Source organism: Anaerostipes sp. AF04-45, from assembly GCF_003461725.1.
In the GTDB taxonomy this organism is placed as follows: domain Bacteria; phylum Bacillota; class Clostridia; order Lachnospirales; family Lachnospiraceae; genus Anaerostipes; species Anaerostipes caccae.
The window spans coordinates 390,080-405,557 of sequence record NZ_QTXQ01000002.1; the positions used below are offsets into that span (position 1 = coordinate 390,080).

General features: G+C 46.5%; 18 protein-coding genes. All 18 read right to left on the reverse strand.

The window, feature by feature from the left end; genetic code table 11:
- Window positions 1-53: 53 nt before the first annotated feature.
- The 18 genes from purD to pstB all read right to left on the reverse strand — a co-directional run bounded on the left by purD (window position 54) and on the right by pstB (window position 15,475).
- Complete coding sequence (gene purD / locus DWV34_RS04795) at window positions 54-1,325, reverse strand: phosphoribosylamine--glycine ligase (RefSeq protein WP_022261293.1); 1,272 nt, start codon at window positions 1,323-1,325, stop codon at window positions 54-56.
- A gap of 16 nt (window positions 1,326-1,341) precedes the next feature.
- Window positions 1,342-1,968, reverse strand: a complete 627-nt coding sequence (gene purN, locus DWV34_RS04800; protein ID WP_009290297.1) for a phosphoribosylglycinamide formyltransferase — start codon at window positions 1,966-1,968, stop codon at window positions 1,342-1,344.
- Window positions 1,962-2,987 (reverse strand): phosphoribosylformylglycinamidine cyclo-ligase, encoded by a 1,026-nt coding sequence (gene purM, locus DWV34_RS04805; RefSeq protein ID WP_118475559.1) that lies wholly within the window; start codon window positions 2,985-2,987, stop codon window positions 1,962-1,964. The genes purN and purM overlap by 7 nt, the downstream gene beginning before the upstream one ends.
- Before the next feature lie 62 nt (window positions 2,988-3,049).
- Window positions 3,050-3,775, reverse strand: a complete 726-nt coding sequence (locus DWV34_RS04810) for an N-acetylmuramoyl-L-alanine amidase family protein (protein WP_118475561.1) — start codon at window positions 3,773-3,775, stop codon at window positions 3,050-3,052.
- On the reverse strand, window positions 3,768-4,271 hold the full coding sequence (purE, locus tag DWV34_RS04815) for a 5-(carboxyamino)imidazole ribonucleotide mutase (protein WP_118475563.1): 504 nt from the start codon (window positions 4,269-4,271) through the stop codon (window positions 3,768-3,770). The genes DWV34_RS04810 and purE overlap by 8 nt, the downstream gene beginning before the upstream one ends.
- 60 nt (window positions 4,272-4,331) lie before the next feature.
- Window positions 4,332-6,320 (reverse strand): aminopeptidase, encoded by a 1,989-nt coding sequence (locus tag DWV34_RS04820; protein ID WP_118475585.1) that lies wholly within the window; start codon window positions 6,318-6,320, stop codon window positions 4,332-4,334.
- Window positions 6,321-6,336: 16 nt separating this feature from the next.
- On the reverse strand, window positions 6,337-6,927 hold the full coding sequence (locus DWV34_RS04825; protein WP_006568103.1) for an HD domain-containing protein: 591 nt from the start codon (window positions 6,925-6,927) through the stop codon (window positions 6,337-6,339).
- Window positions 6,928-6,936: 9 nt separating this feature from the next.
- Window positions 6,937-7,266, reverse strand: a complete 330-nt coding sequence (locus DWV34_RS04830) for a hypothetical protein (RefSeq protein WP_006568104.1) — start codon at window positions 7,264-7,266, stop codon at window positions 6,937-6,939.
- 1 nt (window position 7,267) lies between these two features.
- The gene (locus tag DWV34_RS04835; protein WP_022261296.1) at window positions 7,268-7,723 is read right to left on the reverse strand and encodes a VanZ family protein; all 456 of its coding nucleotides are present in this window, start codon (window positions 7,721-7,723) and stop codon (window positions 7,268-7,270) included.
- 14 nt (window positions 7,724-7,737) lie between these two features.
- Window positions 7,738-8,412 (reverse strand): orotate phosphoribosyltransferase, encoded by a 675-nt coding sequence (gene pyrE, locus DWV34_RS04840; protein ID WP_009290291.1) that lies wholly within the window; start codon window positions 8,410-8,412, stop codon window positions 7,738-7,740.
- On the reverse strand, window positions 8,399-8,836 hold the full coding sequence (locus tag DWV34_RS04845; protein ID WP_009290290.1) for a CBS domain-containing protein: 438 nt from the start codon (window positions 8,834-8,836) through the stop codon (window positions 8,399-8,401). The genes pyrE and DWV34_RS04845 overlap by 14 nt, the downstream gene beginning before the upstream one ends.
- Window positions 8,837-8,866: 30 nt before the next feature.
- Window positions 8,867-9,769, reverse strand: a complete 903-nt coding sequence (locus tag DWV34_RS04850) for a dihydroorotate dehydrogenase (protein WP_009290289.1) — start codon at window positions 9,767-9,769, stop codon at window positions 8,867-8,869.
- Window positions 9,769-10,536, reverse strand: coding sequence for a dihydroorotate dehydrogenase electron transfer subunit (locus tag DWV34_RS04855; RefSeq protein WP_009290288.1), 768 nt, complete (start codon window positions 10,534-10,536; stop codon window positions 9,769-9,771). The genes DWV34_RS04850 and DWV34_RS04855 overlap by 1 nt, the downstream gene beginning before the upstream one ends.
- A gap of 10 nt (window positions 10,537-10,546) precedes the next feature.
- A complete protein-coding gene (gene pyrF / locus DWV34_RS04860) occupies window positions 10,547-11,470 on the reverse strand; it encodes an orotidine-5'-phosphate decarboxylase (RefSeq protein WP_022261297.1) in 924 nt (307 codons plus the stop codon).
- Between the two features lie 271 nt (window positions 11,471-11,741).
- On the reverse strand, window positions 11,742-13,397 hold the full coding sequence (locus DWV34_RS04865; RefSeq protein WP_009290286.1) for a sensor histidine kinase: 1,656 nt from the start codon (window positions 13,395-13,397) through the stop codon (window positions 11,742-11,744).
- Window positions 13,394-14,071, reverse strand: a complete 678-nt coding sequence (locus DWV34_RS04870) for a winged helix-turn-helix domain-containing protein (RefSeq protein ID WP_006568085.1) — start codon at window positions 14,069-14,071, stop codon at window positions 13,394-13,396. The genes DWV34_RS04865 and DWV34_RS04870 overlap by 4 nt, the downstream gene beginning before the upstream one ends.
- The gene (gene phoU / locus DWV34_RS04875; protein WP_006568084.1) at window positions 14,068-14,721 is read right to left on the reverse strand and encodes a phosphate signaling complex protein PhoU; all 654 of its coding nucleotides are present in this window, start codon (window positions 14,719-14,721) and stop codon (window positions 14,068-14,070) included. The genes DWV34_RS04870 and phoU overlap by 4 nt, the downstream gene beginning before the upstream one ends.
- Before the next feature lies 1 nt (window position 14,722).
- Complete coding sequence (pstB, locus tag DWV34_RS04880; RefSeq protein WP_006568083.1) at window positions 14,723-15,475, reverse strand: phosphate ABC transporter ATP-binding protein PstB; 753 nt, start codon at window positions 15,473-15,475, stop codon at window positions 14,723-14,725.
- Window positions 15,476-15,478 lie beyond the last annotated feature (3 nt).

Sequence of the window (15,478 nt, forward strand, 5' to 3'; positions counted from 1 at the left end):
AGAGAAGCAGGGCAGAGAATTTCTTCTCCATCCTGCTTCCCGAATACAAGTTTTTACGCCTCGTCGATAGCTTTTCCTATGTCATTTCTTTTATATTTGTTTGCAAAATCGATCCATTCTGTGGCCTCGTATGCATTTTTACGGGCAGCTTTCAGGTCACCGCCCTTTGCCACGACGCCGAGTACCCGTCCGCCGTTGGTCACGATCTTGTCTCCGTCAAACTTTGTCCCCGCATGGAACACATAGTAGTCATCCTGGTCTTTAAACTTATCGAGTCCCTTGATCTCAAAACCCTTCTCATACTTTTCCGGATATCCGTCAGATGCGAGCACCACACAGACTGCCGCATTTTCCTCAAATTCCAGAGTAACATCGGAAAGTTTCCCGTCAATACAGGCTTCCATCACTTCGATCATATCATTTTTCATCCGGGGCAGGACTACCTGCGCCTCCGGATCTCCGAATCTGGCGTTATATTCCAGTACCTTCGGTCCGTCTTCTGTAAGCATCAGCCCTGTGAACAAAATGCCTGTGAACGGACGCCCTTCGGAAGCCATGGCATCCATCGTCGGCTGGTATACATATTTTTCACAGAATTCTTCCACTTCTTTCGTGTAGAATGGACTCGGAGAAAAGGTTCCCATACCTCCAGTGTTGAGTCCTTTGTCTCCGTCTTTGGCACGCTTGTGATCCTGTGCGGAAGTCATGCACCGGATGGTCTTTCCGTCGCAGAAAGCCAATACAGAAACTTCTCTGCCGGTCATAAACTCTTCGATAACGATCTCATTGCCGGCATCCCCAAACTGTTTGTCCAGCATTAAAGTCTTAACGCCCGCCTTTGCTTCCTCCAGAGTCTCACAGATCAAAACTCCCTTGCCCAGTGCCAGTCCGTCAGCCTTGAGTACGATCGGCATCTTAACGTTCTCGAGGTAAGCGAGTGCCTGCTCTGGATCGGTGAAATTCTCATAGGATGCTGTTGGAATATTGTATTTTTTCATCAGATCTTTGGAAAACGCCTTGGAACCCTCGATGATCGCCGCATTTTTGCGGGGACCGAACACTCTGAGTCCTTCGGCTTCAAAAGCGTCTACGACACCTCCAACAAGCGGATCATCCATTCCGATGATCGTCAGACCGATTTGTTTTTCCTTTGCGAACGCCACCAGTTTGTCAAACTCCATGGCTTTGATGTCCACGCACTCTGCAAACTCCGCAATACCCGCGTTCCCAGGGGCACAGTAAATTTTGTCTGCTTTCGGGCTCTTTGCCGCTGCCCAGGCAATGGCATGTTCTCGTCCTCCGCTGCCAACAATCAGTATATCCATCCTTTTATCCTTTCTTTTATTTCTTAATCTTTACATGTCCTTCTGAAACTGAAACTCTTCCCTCTGCGATCAGATTGATCACCTCAGGAAGGATCACCCACTCCGCCTGTTCCATGATCCGTCTCTGCAGAACTTCCGGTGTGTCATCGTCTCTTACCTCTACAGCCTTCTGCATAATGATCGGACCCGTATCCGTACCTTCATCTACAAAATGAACGGTGGCGCCTGAAATTTTGACACCTCTCTGAAGCGCCTGTTCATGGACTTTCAGTCCATAGCACCCTTTCCCGCAGAAAGACGGAATCAAAGACGGATGAATGTTGATGATCCTGTTTTCAAACTCACGGATGATTTTATCAGGTATTACTACGAGACATCCGGCCAGCACTACAAGATCAATCTCTCTGCCAGCCAGCTCCTGATAAAGTGCTTCGTTAAACAAATCTCTGTTCTCAAAATCTTTCGGTGACAGTCCCACTGCCTGGATTCCATGCTTCCTGGCGCGCTCCAGTGCATAGGCCTTTTTATTATTGCTGATCACCACGTCGATCCGGGCATTGGAAATCCGTCCTTCCTCAATGGCGTCAATTACAGCCTGCAGGTTGGTTCCGCCTCCAGACACTAATACTGCGACTCTTAACATACCGTCACACCTTTTTCACCGGCTTTGATCTCACCTACTACAAATGCCGTTTCCCCGGCACGTTCCAGGGCTTCCAGCGTATCGTTGACGCTCTTTTCGTCCACAGCCACCATCATGCCGATTCCCATGTTGTATGTATTATACATCATCTTTTCATCAATATCCCCGGTTTCTGCAAGCAGCTTAAAGATCGCAGGCACTTCATATGCGTCCTTGTGGACCACCGCATGGGCCCCGTCCGGAAGCATTCTTGGAATGTTCTCATAAAAACCGCCTCCGGTAATGTGGCTGCAGCCTTTGATTTCCACACCCGCTTCTTTGATCGCCTTCAGTGCTTTGACATAGATCTTCGTAGGTGCCAGGAGCGCTTCCCCGAGAGTTGTTCCTAATTCTTCATGGTAAGTCTCCAGTGATTCTTTTGACATATCGAACACTTTGCGCACCAGAGAATACCCGTTGCTGTGGATTCCTGAGGATGCGATGCCGATCAGCACGTCTCCATCTTTGATCTCTTTTCCGGTAATCAGGTCCTTCTCGTCTACGATTCCCACGGCAAAACCAGCCAGATCATATTCGTCTTCCGGATAAAATCCCGGCATCTCGGCAGTCTCCCCGCCGATCAGTGCCGCATCAGACTGTCTGCAGCCTTCTGCCACCCCGCTTACGATGGTAGCGATCTTCTCAGGAAAATTTTTTCCGCATGCGATATAATCAAGAAAGTATAATGGCTCCCCGCCTGCACACGCGATATCATTGACGCACATCGCCACACAGTCAATCCCGATCGTATCATGCTTATCCATAAGGAAAGCAAGCTTTAACTTTGTTCCAACCCCGTCGGTGCCGGATACAAGAGTTGGATTTTCCATGTCCTTAAACTTCTTTAATGAAAAAGCCCCGGAAAATCCTCCGATGTTTGTCAAAACTTCCTCTCTCATTGTGGCCTGTACGTGCTTTTTCATGAGTTCTACGGACTGGTAACCTGCTTCGATATCCACTCCTGCCTTTTTGTAATCCATTTTTATCCTCCTAAAAAGTATATCTTTTTAAACTCAGACCCGATCCCCGGGACAGGTCCTGTCTATTTTCCAAAATAACTGTCAACGCCGTCTGCAATTCCTTTCGCCATCTTTTTCTGAAAAGAACTCTTCTGCATCTTTTTGTCTTCTTTTTTATTCGTCATAAATCCCATTTCGATTAGTGTCACCGGGACTTTGCTCCAGTTAGTGCCCGTCAGATCATTTCGCCCTGAAAGTCCCCGGTTTCTGATCCCGGTAGCTTTGCAGTATTTTTTCAGCACATCCCCGGACAGCTTCCTGCTGCGTTTGCTCAGCTTTTTTACATAGGGATTGTTCTTGGTCGGGTATAATGCTGAGGCACCGCTTACTCTTTTTCCCGCCGCATCTGCATGAAGACGGATACAGATATCGGCGCCGCTTTTATTCACCAGCAGCGCTCTTTTCTTATTGCTGATGTTGACGTTCTGCTTTCTTCTTACCATGTAGACTTTATAGCCCCTTTTTTTAAGCTCCTGCTCGAGTCTCTTGGCCACACTGAGGGTCAGCTTTGATTCCGGTACTTTCGTCGCTGCTCCCTGTGTACCTGATGCCGCTTTTGCTTTCTTCCTCCGGGAACCCGGTCCGATTGGCTCTTTCCTGGTGTCACCCTTTTTCTGATGTCCGGCATCGATCGCCACCGTGATCTGGCGTGTCCCCGCCAGAGTATCCCGATTTTGTAATGCAGTCCCTGCAAGTCCGGCACAAACAGCCGTACATAAAAGTACGGCTGCAAGTCTTTTCTTATTCATAGTTCTTATAGCCAACCTGGTCAAGCTTATCGGCCTTCTTTACTACAGATTCTTTCATTGTTGTCCTGTAATCTTTCAGTTTCTGAAGAAGACCGGCATCAGACGAAGCCAAAATCTGTGCTGCAAGGATTCCTGCATTCTGCCCTCCGTTGATAGCAACGGATGCAACCGGAACTCCGGCCGGCATCTGAACAATGGAGTAAAGAGAATCCACTCCCCCAAGATCGGAAGTTTTCATCGGAATTCCGATGACCGGCATCGGGAACAGTGCTGCACACATTCCCGGAAGATGTGCTGCTTTCCCTGCACCTGCGATGATAACCTTGACTCCGCGCTCCTCGGCTCCTTTTGCCCACTCAAAGAAAATATCCGGTTCTCTGTGAGCAGAAATAATGGTCATCTCAAAGTCAATCCCCATCTCCTCTAAAAAATCTGCCGCCTTGCTCATCACAGGCATATCGGAATCGCTTCCCATAACAATCGCTACTTTTGCCATAATTCTGTCTCCTTTGTCATAATTCGATTTGTTTTCTTTTATTCTACCCACTGTATCCGGTTACGTCAATGGTTCGTTCAGGATTTCTGTGCCCGGGAGGACAAATTTTCCTTCCTTTATCAGAGCCGTTTTCCTGCCGCCGAGGCCGATCACGCAGATGGAATCCAGCTCCTCATAAGGAATGGTGATATCCGTATGACAGTTAAAATATTCTCCTTTTTCTGAAAAACAGTTGCTCTTTGCCACAATCTCTTTTCCGTCAGGATTGTGAAGCTCGGTTGCTTCGCTGTGGCTGTAACAGGTGTCTCCCACTGCAAAATGAGGTCCCATTTTTTCGACGATCAGGATTGGAAGCTGATATAAAATCCCAAACTTCTGTGCCATGGCATAGGCCGTAGTATTGGTTCCGACAGCAAACTCTCCCATGGGAAGAGTCTCCCTGTTATAGAGAAGGTTCTGCTTTATATATGCCTTATTATCTTCTTCCGACTCGAAATTCCGGCAGGAATACTCTGTAATCATACCGTCTTTGAAAACCAGTCTCAGATCGATAAACTTCAGATCTCTTAAATAGACCTCACTCACATGAAGCACTCCGCTGGTTCCGTTTAATTTCGGTGAAGTAAACACCTCACCAACCGGAATGTTTACATCTGCCAGACAATTTTCAAAGTTAGTCTCCTTCTCAGGATCTTCCAGCTCGTGCATGGCCACATAGAGGTCTGTTTCGTTCTCTCCCGCTCCCTTTATATGGACTTCCATACCCTGATCCAGGGCATCGATCAGATGCTGCTGGATTTTCTTATATTTTTCTTTGTCCAGCGTATTGACCTTAGCCACCTCCTCGAAGATTGCTTCGAAGTTTTCCCCTATTTCCGGGATCGGATATGCGATGATCGTAAAACTCCGCTCCTCCGGTTTCATATACTCGTTGGCAATCCTGCCGGACTCATTCTGGTACTCCACAGAAAGCTTTTGCTGCTTCTCGGAAAGACGCAGAGCAGTCTCTTTATTCTTCGGCGTAAACGGCAGTTCCCCGAACGTCTCCATGCATGCAGGTCCTGCAAATGCTGCAGCCTCCTCCTTCAATTTTTCATAGGCATTCCGATAGCTTTCCAGCTTGTGGCTCATAAACGCTTTGTTAAAAAACAGCGCTTGGTCAAATCTGTGGTCATACTCAAACTGGGGGTTTGGACTTGTGGAAATGTACCCGACTTTTGACATCCCTCTTGTAATCACACCCGTAGTGCCCCGGTACAGAATCGGAGTCAGCCCGATCTCTTGAAACTGCAGTGCAGCCTCCCTGATGATTGGTTCGAACCCGAGATGATACCGGATATTTACGGTTGTTTTTTTTGACATATCAATGTTGTTGATAATAAAGCCATCGTGATATCCGTCCACAAAAGTTTTGGCAATCTCTTTCATCCGTTCCTTAGGAAGACTGTTTAAAAAAGAAAGCATCTTTGTCTCATTTTCTGAGACATACTCACCATACAGATATAGAACATCCGTATTGTCCAGATCCTCCTTCATCACAATATCTGACGCAGAAGACACACACGGATCCAGCTGCTCCCTGACACGGTTATAGCAGAGTTCCTGGCTGTAATCTCTCATATGGTCAAAGATGACCTGTTTTGCCGTCTTTCTCTGTACATCCCCTTCCAGAAACAGCTGATAGATTTCTAAAAACAGTTCATTCATAATTGTCAGCTCAAACAGCTGTCCTTCCACCGCATAAACAAAGCAGCCCTGGATTTCTGCATACAAAAAGCACAAAATATCCCCGAACTCTTCCCCAAAAACATTCCGGGCGTAGTCCGGATTTCCATAGCATACATCATACTCAGACGGCAGAATTTGCTCATACCACTCTTTGTTCCACTCTTTCAGCTGAAACAGCTGTTTGTCTTTTGTTCCATATACTTCGTCGGCAAATAAAAGCCTCTCCGCCATTTTTCTGAAATAATCCAAAAAAGGCTCTTTTACAGAGTCTTCCTGTAAAATAGCCTTGAGCCTTTCCTGGTTCAGAAAATGGCGTTCCATTAATAATTCATCCACGTTATAAGCTCCTTTTAATATTTCCGTTTTCTATATTTTTCTCAAAAACTTCCTGAATATACGCCCAGAGTACATCAGATCCCTGACTGGTATACTCATTTTTGCTCATAATCTGGTCAATGCAGACGTCATGTTCTCTCCAGGCCCTTCCCTCTGTGGCATCATTCAAAAGAACCGGCTGAATCCGGTCCAGTGTATTCGCAAACTTGGATTCCGGTGTTTTACGATCCTCAAATTCCTGCCACAGTTGAAACAGCTCTTCTGCCTGATCTCCGGGAAGAATGTTGAAGATCCGTTCCGCCGCTTTCTGTTCTCTTGCCGCTTTCGTACCATTTCCGGCTTCGTCGTACAAATAAGTGTCTCCTGCATCGATTTCCACCAGATCATGGATCAGAACCATCTTGATCACCTGAAGGACATCCACCGGTTCCTTTGCATATTCAGATAGAAAAACAGCCATCAGTGCCAGATGCCATGAATGCTCCGCATCATTTTCTTTTCTTTCCCCATTTGTCAGATTCGTCTGACGAATAATGTCTTTGAGCTTATCCACCTCTATGATAAACTCCATCTGTTTCTTAAGTCGTTCCATAACTCCCTCCTAAATCAATCCGATCACAAACAAAGCAGCTGAAAACAAAAGCACCGCTCCGTTTGTAATACTTCCGACCACTTTCCAGACCCTGATGGATGCCGTATCATGATAGCTGCGCACTGCCAGCATCATTCCAAAGACAGAGATGCCAAACAGCACCCACGCAGCTGCGCCGAGCAGTATTCCCCCGTTTCCGGCCGCCTGAAAGGAAGCTCCGACTAAAATAAGATAGCCGAAAATTCCTATGGCTCCGAGAATACTGGAAACTGCTGACTCCCTGGATACAACGTGATCCGACGGACGATAGGCCTGACGTTTCTTTTTATTAACCCGCATATTATTTCCTCCGGTAAATCGTGACGGAAATTTTGTAGATGATATAACCGATCAGTCCGCCAATCGTGTTTAACAGTAAGTCGTCCACGTCAAAGACCCCAACCTTAAAAATATACTGGCAGCTTTCAATGATCAAACTGAATAAAAATGATCCGAGGACAACTTTTATCAGTCCCCGTTTTTTCTCTGTCATGACAGGCAGCAGAAATCCAAACGGACTGAATGCAAAAACATTTCCGACCAAATTTGTTATAAATGCCTCCGGGGTAAGCAGGGATCGATACATCCAGAACCGTTTGATCTCTTTAAACAATTCCAGATTTACATGGGATGTATCATACCCAGTCTCTCTGCCGTAACGCTCACTGAACAGCACAAAATAAAACATCACAATGAGATACAAATAAAATAAAATCCGGCAGCCAAACCTGGCTGCCCTTTTCTTTTTTCTTGTCACAAATAAACCCTTCTTTATTGAACGCCATACTTCTCATAGTATGCGTCAATAGCTGCCTTTAATGTATCGTCGATAATAACTTTTCCATTATAAGGTTTATTATACAAGTGTTCCACCACTTCCTGCATCGTTACGATGGCCGTAGTTTCCAGCCCGTAATTTTCACGGATCTCTTCCAGGGCGCTCTTTGTTCCCTGTCCCCGTTCCATCCGGTCCACAGAAACCACGAGCCCCAATACATCCACATCACCCTGGGCTTTCACGATCGGAAGTGTTTCCTGGATGGAGGTTCCGGCTGTGGTCACGTCTTCAATGATCACGACCTTATCTCCGTCTTCGATCGGACTTCCAAGCAGGATTCCTGTGTCCCCGTGATCTTTTACTTCCTTGCGGTTTGCACAGTATTTGATATCCTTCCCATAGGTTTCAGAGATTGCAATGGCGGCGGCTACACTCAGCGGGATTCCCTTGTATGCGGGTCCGAACAAGACATCAAAGTCAAATCCGAATTTCGCCTCAATGGCCTTTGCATAATAAGTTCCAAGCTTCTTTAACTGGGCACCGGTCCGATAAAATCCCGTATTTACAAAGAACGGCGTGTTTCTTCCGCTTTTGGTCACAAAATCTCCGAATTTCAAAACGTTGCAGTCGATCATAAATTCAATAAACTCTTTTTTATACTGTTCCATCATGTTCCTCCTTATGTTCAGCCTTCTGATATTCTCTGTAATAAAACCCGATCACATCTTTTCTTGTGACGATCCCAATAAACCTCTGTTCATCGTCGATGACCGGAACAAAATTCTGGTCTTTGATCACATCCACCAGGTCATCCATATCTGTATTGATTGTCACGGGCCTGTTGTCCCTTCTGCGCTTCATATCTTTTAAAAAGATCAGTTCTGCCTTCTCAAGGTCAAATCCGGCATCATCCGTCATTGCCCATAGAAGGTCCCCCTCCGTCACGGTTCCCACATACTTTCCGTCGCCGGTCAATATAGGAACTGCCGAGTATCCATGGTATTTCATTTTCTCCAGCGCCTGTCTCAAAGTATAATCTTCCGGCAGATATGACACATCTTCCTTCGGCGTCAAGAAAAATAATATATTCATGCTGACCTCACTTCCGTCATCTTTTGCAGTTTACTTTACACATCCGATCAATTCCCGGATATCTTCTATGTTATGGCGTTCCATGTAAGACTTTATCCCCTCGATCACTTTGACAGTCGCGCACGGATCCGTAAAATTCGCTGTTCCTACAGCTACCGCAGCGGCTCCGGCCATGATAAACTCCAGGGCATCCTCTGCAGTAAGGATTCCTCCCATTCCGATCACCGGAATCTTCACCGTACTGCACACCTCATATACCATTCGCACTGCCACCGGCTTGATGGCCGGCCCTGAGAGTCCCCCTGTTTTATTTGCCAGAAGAAAATCCCTCTTCTCAATATCAATTTTCATTCCGGTCAGAGTATTAATCAGAGACAGCGCATCACTTCCCGCAGCCTCTGCGGCCTTTGCCATTTCTTTAATATCTGTCACATTGGGACTCAGTTTCATGATAATCGGCTGCTTTGCCTTTGCCTTTACTGCTTTTGTAATCTCGTACAATGCTTTTGGATCCTGACCGAAAGCAATGCCTCCCTCTTTCACATTCGGGCAGGAAACATTGATCTCCAGAAGATCTGCGGGCTGGTCAGACAGCCGTTCCACTACCTCAAGATAATCCTCGGTAGTTTTTCCGCAGACATTGACGATCACAGTGGCTCCTGCCTCCTTTAAAAACGGCAGATCTCTCTTAATCATCACGTCAACACCCGGATTCTGAAGTCCTACCGCATTGAGCATACCTCCGTAGGTCTCAGCAACTCTCGGCGTCGGATTGCCCGGCCAGGGCACATTGGCAACACCTTTTGTCGTCACCGCTCCAAGGCTGGACAGATCGACAAATTCACTGTATTCCTTCCCGGAACCGAAAGTCCCGGAGCCTGTGGTCACCGGATTCTTTAAAGAAACTCCTGCGATCTCTACTCCCAAATTCATCAGAGTTCTACCTCCTTTGCGTCAAATACAGGCCCATCCTTGCAGACCCGCTTATTATGGACATGGGTATGCCCATCCACTTCTTTTGATTTGCAGACACACGCAAGACACGCACCGATGCCGCATGCCATTCGCTCTTCCAGAGAAATCTGGGCTTCCAGCCCCATTTCCGCCGCATAAGCTTTGACACCTTTTAACATAGGTGTCGGTCCGCAGGCATAAATGACAGCACCCTGTACCGCCTGTTCTCTGACGGCATCAATCACATTTCCTTTTGTCCCCAAAGAACCGTCTTCTGTTGAGACATAGACATCGCCGTATGGCTCAAATTCTTCCTTTAAAAAAGTATCCTGATCCCGATAGCCGAGCACGATGCTTTTCTCACAGCCCAGCTGTTTTGCAAGTTCCAGCATCGGAGGAATCCCAATGCCTCCGCCGATCAAGATCGCTTTTTCTTTTTTCATTGTAAATCCATTGCCCAGGGGACCCAGCACGTTTATCCGGGTTCCTGCTTCATAGGTACTTAAAAGTTCCGTTCCCCTGCCCGCAATCCGGTATACAAGCCTGATTGTGCCCTGTTCTCTTTCAATACCACAGATACTGACCGGTCTCGGCAAAAGTTTGCTTCCGTCGTTGACGTAGACAGATACGAACTGACCCGGCACAGCCTCCCTGGCCATATCTCCAACATTCAGCGTCATGTCAAAAATATCTGCGGAAAGCTTCTTCTGGCTGAGGATTTCAGCCTTTATGTTCTGTTTTCCCATATACTTCTCCTTATTTTACAAATGCTTTTTTCAAATCTTCTTTCATATCCAGCACCGCCTGTCTGGATGCATCTGCATAATTCTCAGCCCCAAAGCTGCTGTACTGTTCCTGTTTGTACGCACAGATGATGCCTCTGGAAGAATTGATGATGGCTCCCAGCCCGTCCTCATTAAAGAACGGTTTTAAGTCCTCTGCTTTCCCTCCCTGCGCACCGTATCCCGGAACCAGAATGTAGTTTTTCGGCATGATTTTTCTTAAGACTTCTCCCATTTTCGGATAAGTTGCCCCTACGACGGCTCCGATATAGCTGTAATTGTCTCCCATATGGCTTTCGCCCCACACAGCCACTTTCTCTGCCACCAGTTCGTATAACGGTTTTCCATCTACAAGCTGATCCTGAAATTCTCCGCTGGAAGGATTGGACGTCTTGACCAGAATAAACAGACCCTTCTTCTCCTCTTTGCATACATCAATAAAAGGCAGAATACCGTCACTGCCAAGGTATGGATTTACCGTCAGAAAATCCTCATCGAATCCGCGGTATTTTTTGCTGCCCACCTGTACTGCTCCGGCATGTCCCACCGCATAGGCCGCTGATGTGGAGCCAATATCGCCCCTCTTAATATCGCCGATCACCACAAGTCCCTTTTCCTTTGCATATTCACAGGTTCTATGAAAAGCAATGAGGCCCTCCACCCCGAACTGCTCGTACATAGCAATCTGAGGCTTTACCGCCGGAATCAGGTCGTATGTAGTGTCAATAATTCCTTTATTATACTGCCAGACTGCTTCCCCGGCACCCTTCAAAGTTTCACCGAATTCGTCAAATGCTTTCTTCTTTATCTGGTCAGGCACATAATCAAGCATCGGGTCCAGTCCCACCACGATCGGTGCATCCAGCTGTTTTATTTTTTTTACTAATTCATTGATCATGTCAATTCTCCTTTATATTAATGAAAATGGACGAGATGGACATAGTTTCTTCTGGAAAAAGCCGACGAATAAAGAAATTTTACTTTGAATAGTCCATTTTATTCGAAGAATACCTTTCCAGCAGACATTATGTCCATTTTCTACATGATTGGAGTGAGGCATTCTAAGAGCCGAACGGAAATCATGTGGAAAATGTCATACTTAACTGAAATCATAACATAAAAAGAAGGAGAAAAAAAGAGACGATCCAAAAAGGACCGCCTCTTTTAGACTAAAAAATAACTGCAATTTTTGTTCCCCTGCCTACTTCACTTTCCACTTCGATCTTTGCGCCGTGGTATTTTGCTCCGTGTTTTACGATAGAAAGTCCAAGTCCCGTTCCTTCCCTCTCGCTGGAGTGGCTTTTATCTCCCCGGTAAAAACGTTCAAAAATACGGTCCGCATCTTCCGGCGGAATGCCGATACCGTCATCTTCTACAATCACGGCAGCCCGCCCTTCCATGACAGCGGCGGTTACAAACACATGACCTCCCCTGTCATTGTACTTAACTGCATTTTCCATGAGATTATACAGCATTTCGTATAAGATCTGGCGTACCCCTGAGACTTTACACGGTGAGCCGAGAACCTGAATGTCAATTCCTTCCTCTGCCGCTTTCATAGAAAGAGAGTTTTTGATCTCCAAAGCCAGCTGATACAGATCAACCTCTTCTTTTTCCTGTATAATCTGATTTTCATCCAGTCTGGACAGTTTGATGATACCCTCTATCATGGAAATGAGCCTTCTGGCCTCTGTGTAAATCTTTTCCGAGAACCGGCCTACATCCTCCTGCTTTACGAGTCCGTCTTTCATAAGCTCCGCATATCCCGAAATCGTCGTCAGCGGAGTCTTCAGCTCATGAGATACATTGGCAGAAAATTCTTTTCTCAGTTCTTCTCTTTCTTCTTTTTCTGTCACATCAATCATCATCAGCACCGCTCCTTTCACTGCGCCTGATACCGTCACCGGATTGGCCATCAGCAGGTACTTGCGCTCGCGAAATTCCATCACTTCCTCAAAAGCCTCACCATTCAAAGCTGCCTCCACCGCCCTGCGGAATTCATGGCTGCGGTTAATGGACAATACATTCTGGTTGCTGCACTGATCTTCCCTGATGTCAAGAATCCGAAGAGCACTCGTATTGTAAGAAAGCACCACAGATTTATCATTGAGGATCAGAAAGCCTTCGCTCATATTTTCTGTAATCGTCGTAAACTCGATCTGCTTTTCCTTGATCTCTCTGATCTTTTCTTTGATCGCTTCATTCTGCCGGTGAATCCTCACCAGCAGAGGTGACAGCTCGTCATAGGTATTTTCATCTTCCGGATGCTCCAGGTTGATCCGGTTGATCGGCTCAATAATCCTTCCGGTGAGGAGTCTTGAAAGGGCCAGCGCCAAAACAAAAACCACTGCCATCATTAAAATCAGAACAGGCAGTACGCCCTCCACCTGATTAAAAATAGTCTGAGTCTCCCGGCTGAGCCGTAAGACACTGCCGTCCGAAAGCTTTACAGCATAGTAATACGTTTGTTTTTTGAGGGTCTTAGAAATCCTTGTACTCTCGCCGGCCCCATTTTTTTCCGCTTCTTTGAACTCTTTTCTATTTCTGTGATTGCTCATGGACTTTTCTTTTCCCGTACTGTCATACAGGACTTTCCCGTCCGCAGCGATCAGCGTGATCCTGCTGATCGTGATATCTTTGTATGCATCCAGACTCTGGTTCTCATGCTGGTTCAGGGACTCCGCCATATATCCGGCCTCGTTCTGAATTCCCTCTTTTACCTGGGACATATATCTTCCGTAAGCGACCACAGATAAAAATACCGTAGTGCACACCACCGTGATCAGGGCAATGTAGCTCATATTCAGAAATATCTTACGCTTCATTCATTTCCTCCAATGCGGTAACCGATCCCTCTCACAGTTTCGATCATAGATCCGCATTCTCCAAGCTTCTGGCGCAGGGTACGGATATGGACATCCACCGTCCGGGTCTCGCCGTCAAAATCATAACCCCAAATATTTGTGAGAAGCTGGTCTCTGGTGAGCACATTGCCTTTGCTCTCCATCAGCATACAGAGCAGGCGGAACTCTTTGTAGGTCAGCTCCACCTTTTCACCGTCTGCCAGCACCTTATGCTTTCCCACATGGATATAGAGATTTCCTGCCGAAAGTTCTTCCGTCGGCTCCTCTTTTTTTACCCGCCTTAAAACCGCTTTGATCCGGGATACCAGTTCCATCATGCCGAAAGGTTTTGTAATATAATCGTCCGCTCCGCTGTCTAAGCCCAGCACCTTGTCATACTCGGCGCCCTTCGCCGTCATCATGATCACCGGGATATGCTTTGTCTCAGGATTGCTCCTGATCTTCCTTAAAATACTAATGCCGTCTTCCCCAGGAAGCATAATGTCCAGAAGCACCAGTTCAGGAATCTTTCCAGCCGAAAGATCTTTAAAAAAGCTGATGCCGCTTTCATATCCCCCCGCATCAAATCCTGTACTCTGAAGAGTATAAATGACAAGTTCCCGTATGTTCGCATCGTCCTCGACAATATAAATCACAAACTTCCTCCTTTATATTCCCCGGTCATAGAGAATTCTACCCATTCGGCGATATTGCTGGCGTGATCGCCGATCCGCTCAAAATACTTGGCAATCATGACAATCGCTACACAGGCCTCTCCTTTTTCCGGGTCCTCATGAATCAAAGAGATCACTTCTTTTTTCACCTTTGAGAACAGAGCGTCCACCTCGTCGTCTGCTTTGATCACCTCATTGGCCGCATCCAGATCTTTTTTTACAAAAGAATCCACAGCTTTTGTGACCATGGCGAGCGTTCTTGCAGCCATCATCAGAACATGGGTGTGATGATTCATCACAGTCACCACATCACTCTTTTTTACAATGCCCGCGATATCCACAGCCTGATCCCCGATCCGTTCCATATCAGAAACCATTTTAAGCGCTGCTGAAATCACCCTCAAATCCCCGGCCACCGGCTGCTGCTGGAGCAGAAGCTTCATACATCGTCTCTCTATGTCCCGCTCTTTCTGATTGATCTCTTCTTCCAGATCATTGATCCTTGAAATCATCTCTTTGCTCTTTGTATCTACCAATTTCCCTGCCAGATGAATCATATCCTCACAGAGGGCACCCATCTCGATCATTTCAATATTCAGCTGTTCAAGCTGTCTGTCAAACCGATTTCTCATATCAACCAAACCTTCCTGTAATATAGTCTTCTGTTCTTTGATCTTTCGGCATGGAAAACAGTTGATCGGACTTTCCATACTCTACGACTTCCCCTAAGAGGAAAAATGCGGTCTTATCGGAAATACGGACGGCCTGCTGCATATTATGGGTTACCATAATGATAGTATACTTGGATTTCAGTTCTGCCGCAAGGTCCTCGATCTTTGAGGTGGAAATCGGGTCCAGGGCAGACGTCGGCTCATCCATCAGGAGCACCTCCGGCTCCACTGCCAGAGCCCTGGCGATACAGAGTCTCTGCTGCTGGCCTCCCGAAAGGCCCATGGCACTTTTTTTCAGTCGGTCCTTCAGTTCATCCCAGATTGCCGCGTTTCTCAGAGATTTCTCCACGATCTCATCCAGCTGCGCTTTGTTCCTGACTCCATGTGTCCTCGGTCCGTAGGCTACATTGTCATAGACACTCATAGGAAACGGATTCGGTTTCTGAAATACCATACCCACCCGTTTCCTGAGCAGATTAATGTCCATATCTCCGTAAATATCTTCTCCGTCCAGAGTGACTTTTCCCGTAATCTTACATCCTTCCACCAAATCATTCATACGGTTTAATGACTTTAAAAGTGTAGATTTTCCACAGCCGGACGGACCGATAAATGCCGTGATCTCATTCGGGGAAATATCAAGATTGATCGCTTTGAGCGCTTTAAAATCCCCGTAATATAAATCCAGATTCTGTACTTTGATTTTAGATTCCATGTT

Coding starts and splice junctions, on each gene's coding strand:
- purD (WP_022261293.1), bottom strand. CDS start 1,325: ATGGATATACTGATTGTTGGCAGCGGAGGACGAGAACATGCCATTGCC.
- purN (WP_009290297.1), bottom strand. CDS start 1,968: ATGTTAAGAGTCGCAGTATTAGTGTCTGGAGGCGGAACCAACCTGCAG.
- purM (WP_118475559.1), bottom strand. CDS start 2,987: ATGGATTACAAAAAGGCAGGAGTGGATATCGAAGCAGGTTACCAGTCC.
- DWV34_RS04810 (WP_118475561.1), bottom strand. CDS start 3,775: ATGAATAAGAAAAGACTTGCAGCCGTACTTTTATGTACGGCTGTTTGT.
- purE (WP_118475563.1), bottom strand. CDS start 4,271: ATGGCAAAAGTAGCGATTGTTATGGGAAGCGATTCCGATATGCCTGTG.
- DWV34_RS04820 (WP_118475585.1), bottom strand. CDS start 6,320: ATGGAACGCCATTTTCTGAACCAGGAAAGGCTCAAGGCTATTTTACAG.
- DWV34_RS04825 (WP_006568103.1), bottom strand. CDS start 6,927: ATGGAACGACTTAAGAAACAGATGGAGTTTATCATAGAGGTGGATAAG.
- DWV34_RS04830 (WP_006568104.1), bottom strand. CDS start 7,266: ATGCGGGTTAATAAAAAGAAACGTCAGGCCTATCGTCCGTCGGATCAC.
- pyrE (WP_009290291.1), bottom strand. CDS start 8,412: ATGGAACAGTATAAAAAAGAGTTTATTGAATTTATGATCGACTGCAAC.
- DWV34_RS04845 (WP_009290290.1), bottom strand. CDS start 8,836: ATGAATATATTATTTTTCTTGACGCCGAAGGAAGATGTGTCATATCTG.
- DWV34_RS04850 (WP_009290289.1), bottom strand. CDS start 9,769: ATGAATTTGGGAGTAGAGATCGCAGGAGTTTCTTTAAAGAATCCGGTG.
- DWV34_RS04855 (WP_009290288.1), bottom strand. CDS start 10,536: ATGGGAAAACAGAACATAAAGGCTGAAATCCTCAGCCAGAAGAAGCTT.
- pyrF (WP_022261297.1), bottom strand. CDS start 11,470: ATGATCAATGAATTAGTAAAAAAAATAAAACAGCTGGATGCACCGATC.
- DWV34_RS04865 (WP_009290286.1), bottom strand. CDS start 13,397: ATGAAGCGTAAGATATTTCTGAATATGAGCTACATTGCCCTGATCACG.
- phoU (WP_006568084.1), bottom strand. CDS start 14,721: ATGAGAAATCGGTTTGACAGACAGCTTGAACAGCTGAATATTGAAATG.
- pstB (WP_006568083.1), bottom strand. CDS start 15,475: ATGGAATCTAAAATCAAAGTACAGAATCTGGATTTATATTACGGGGAT.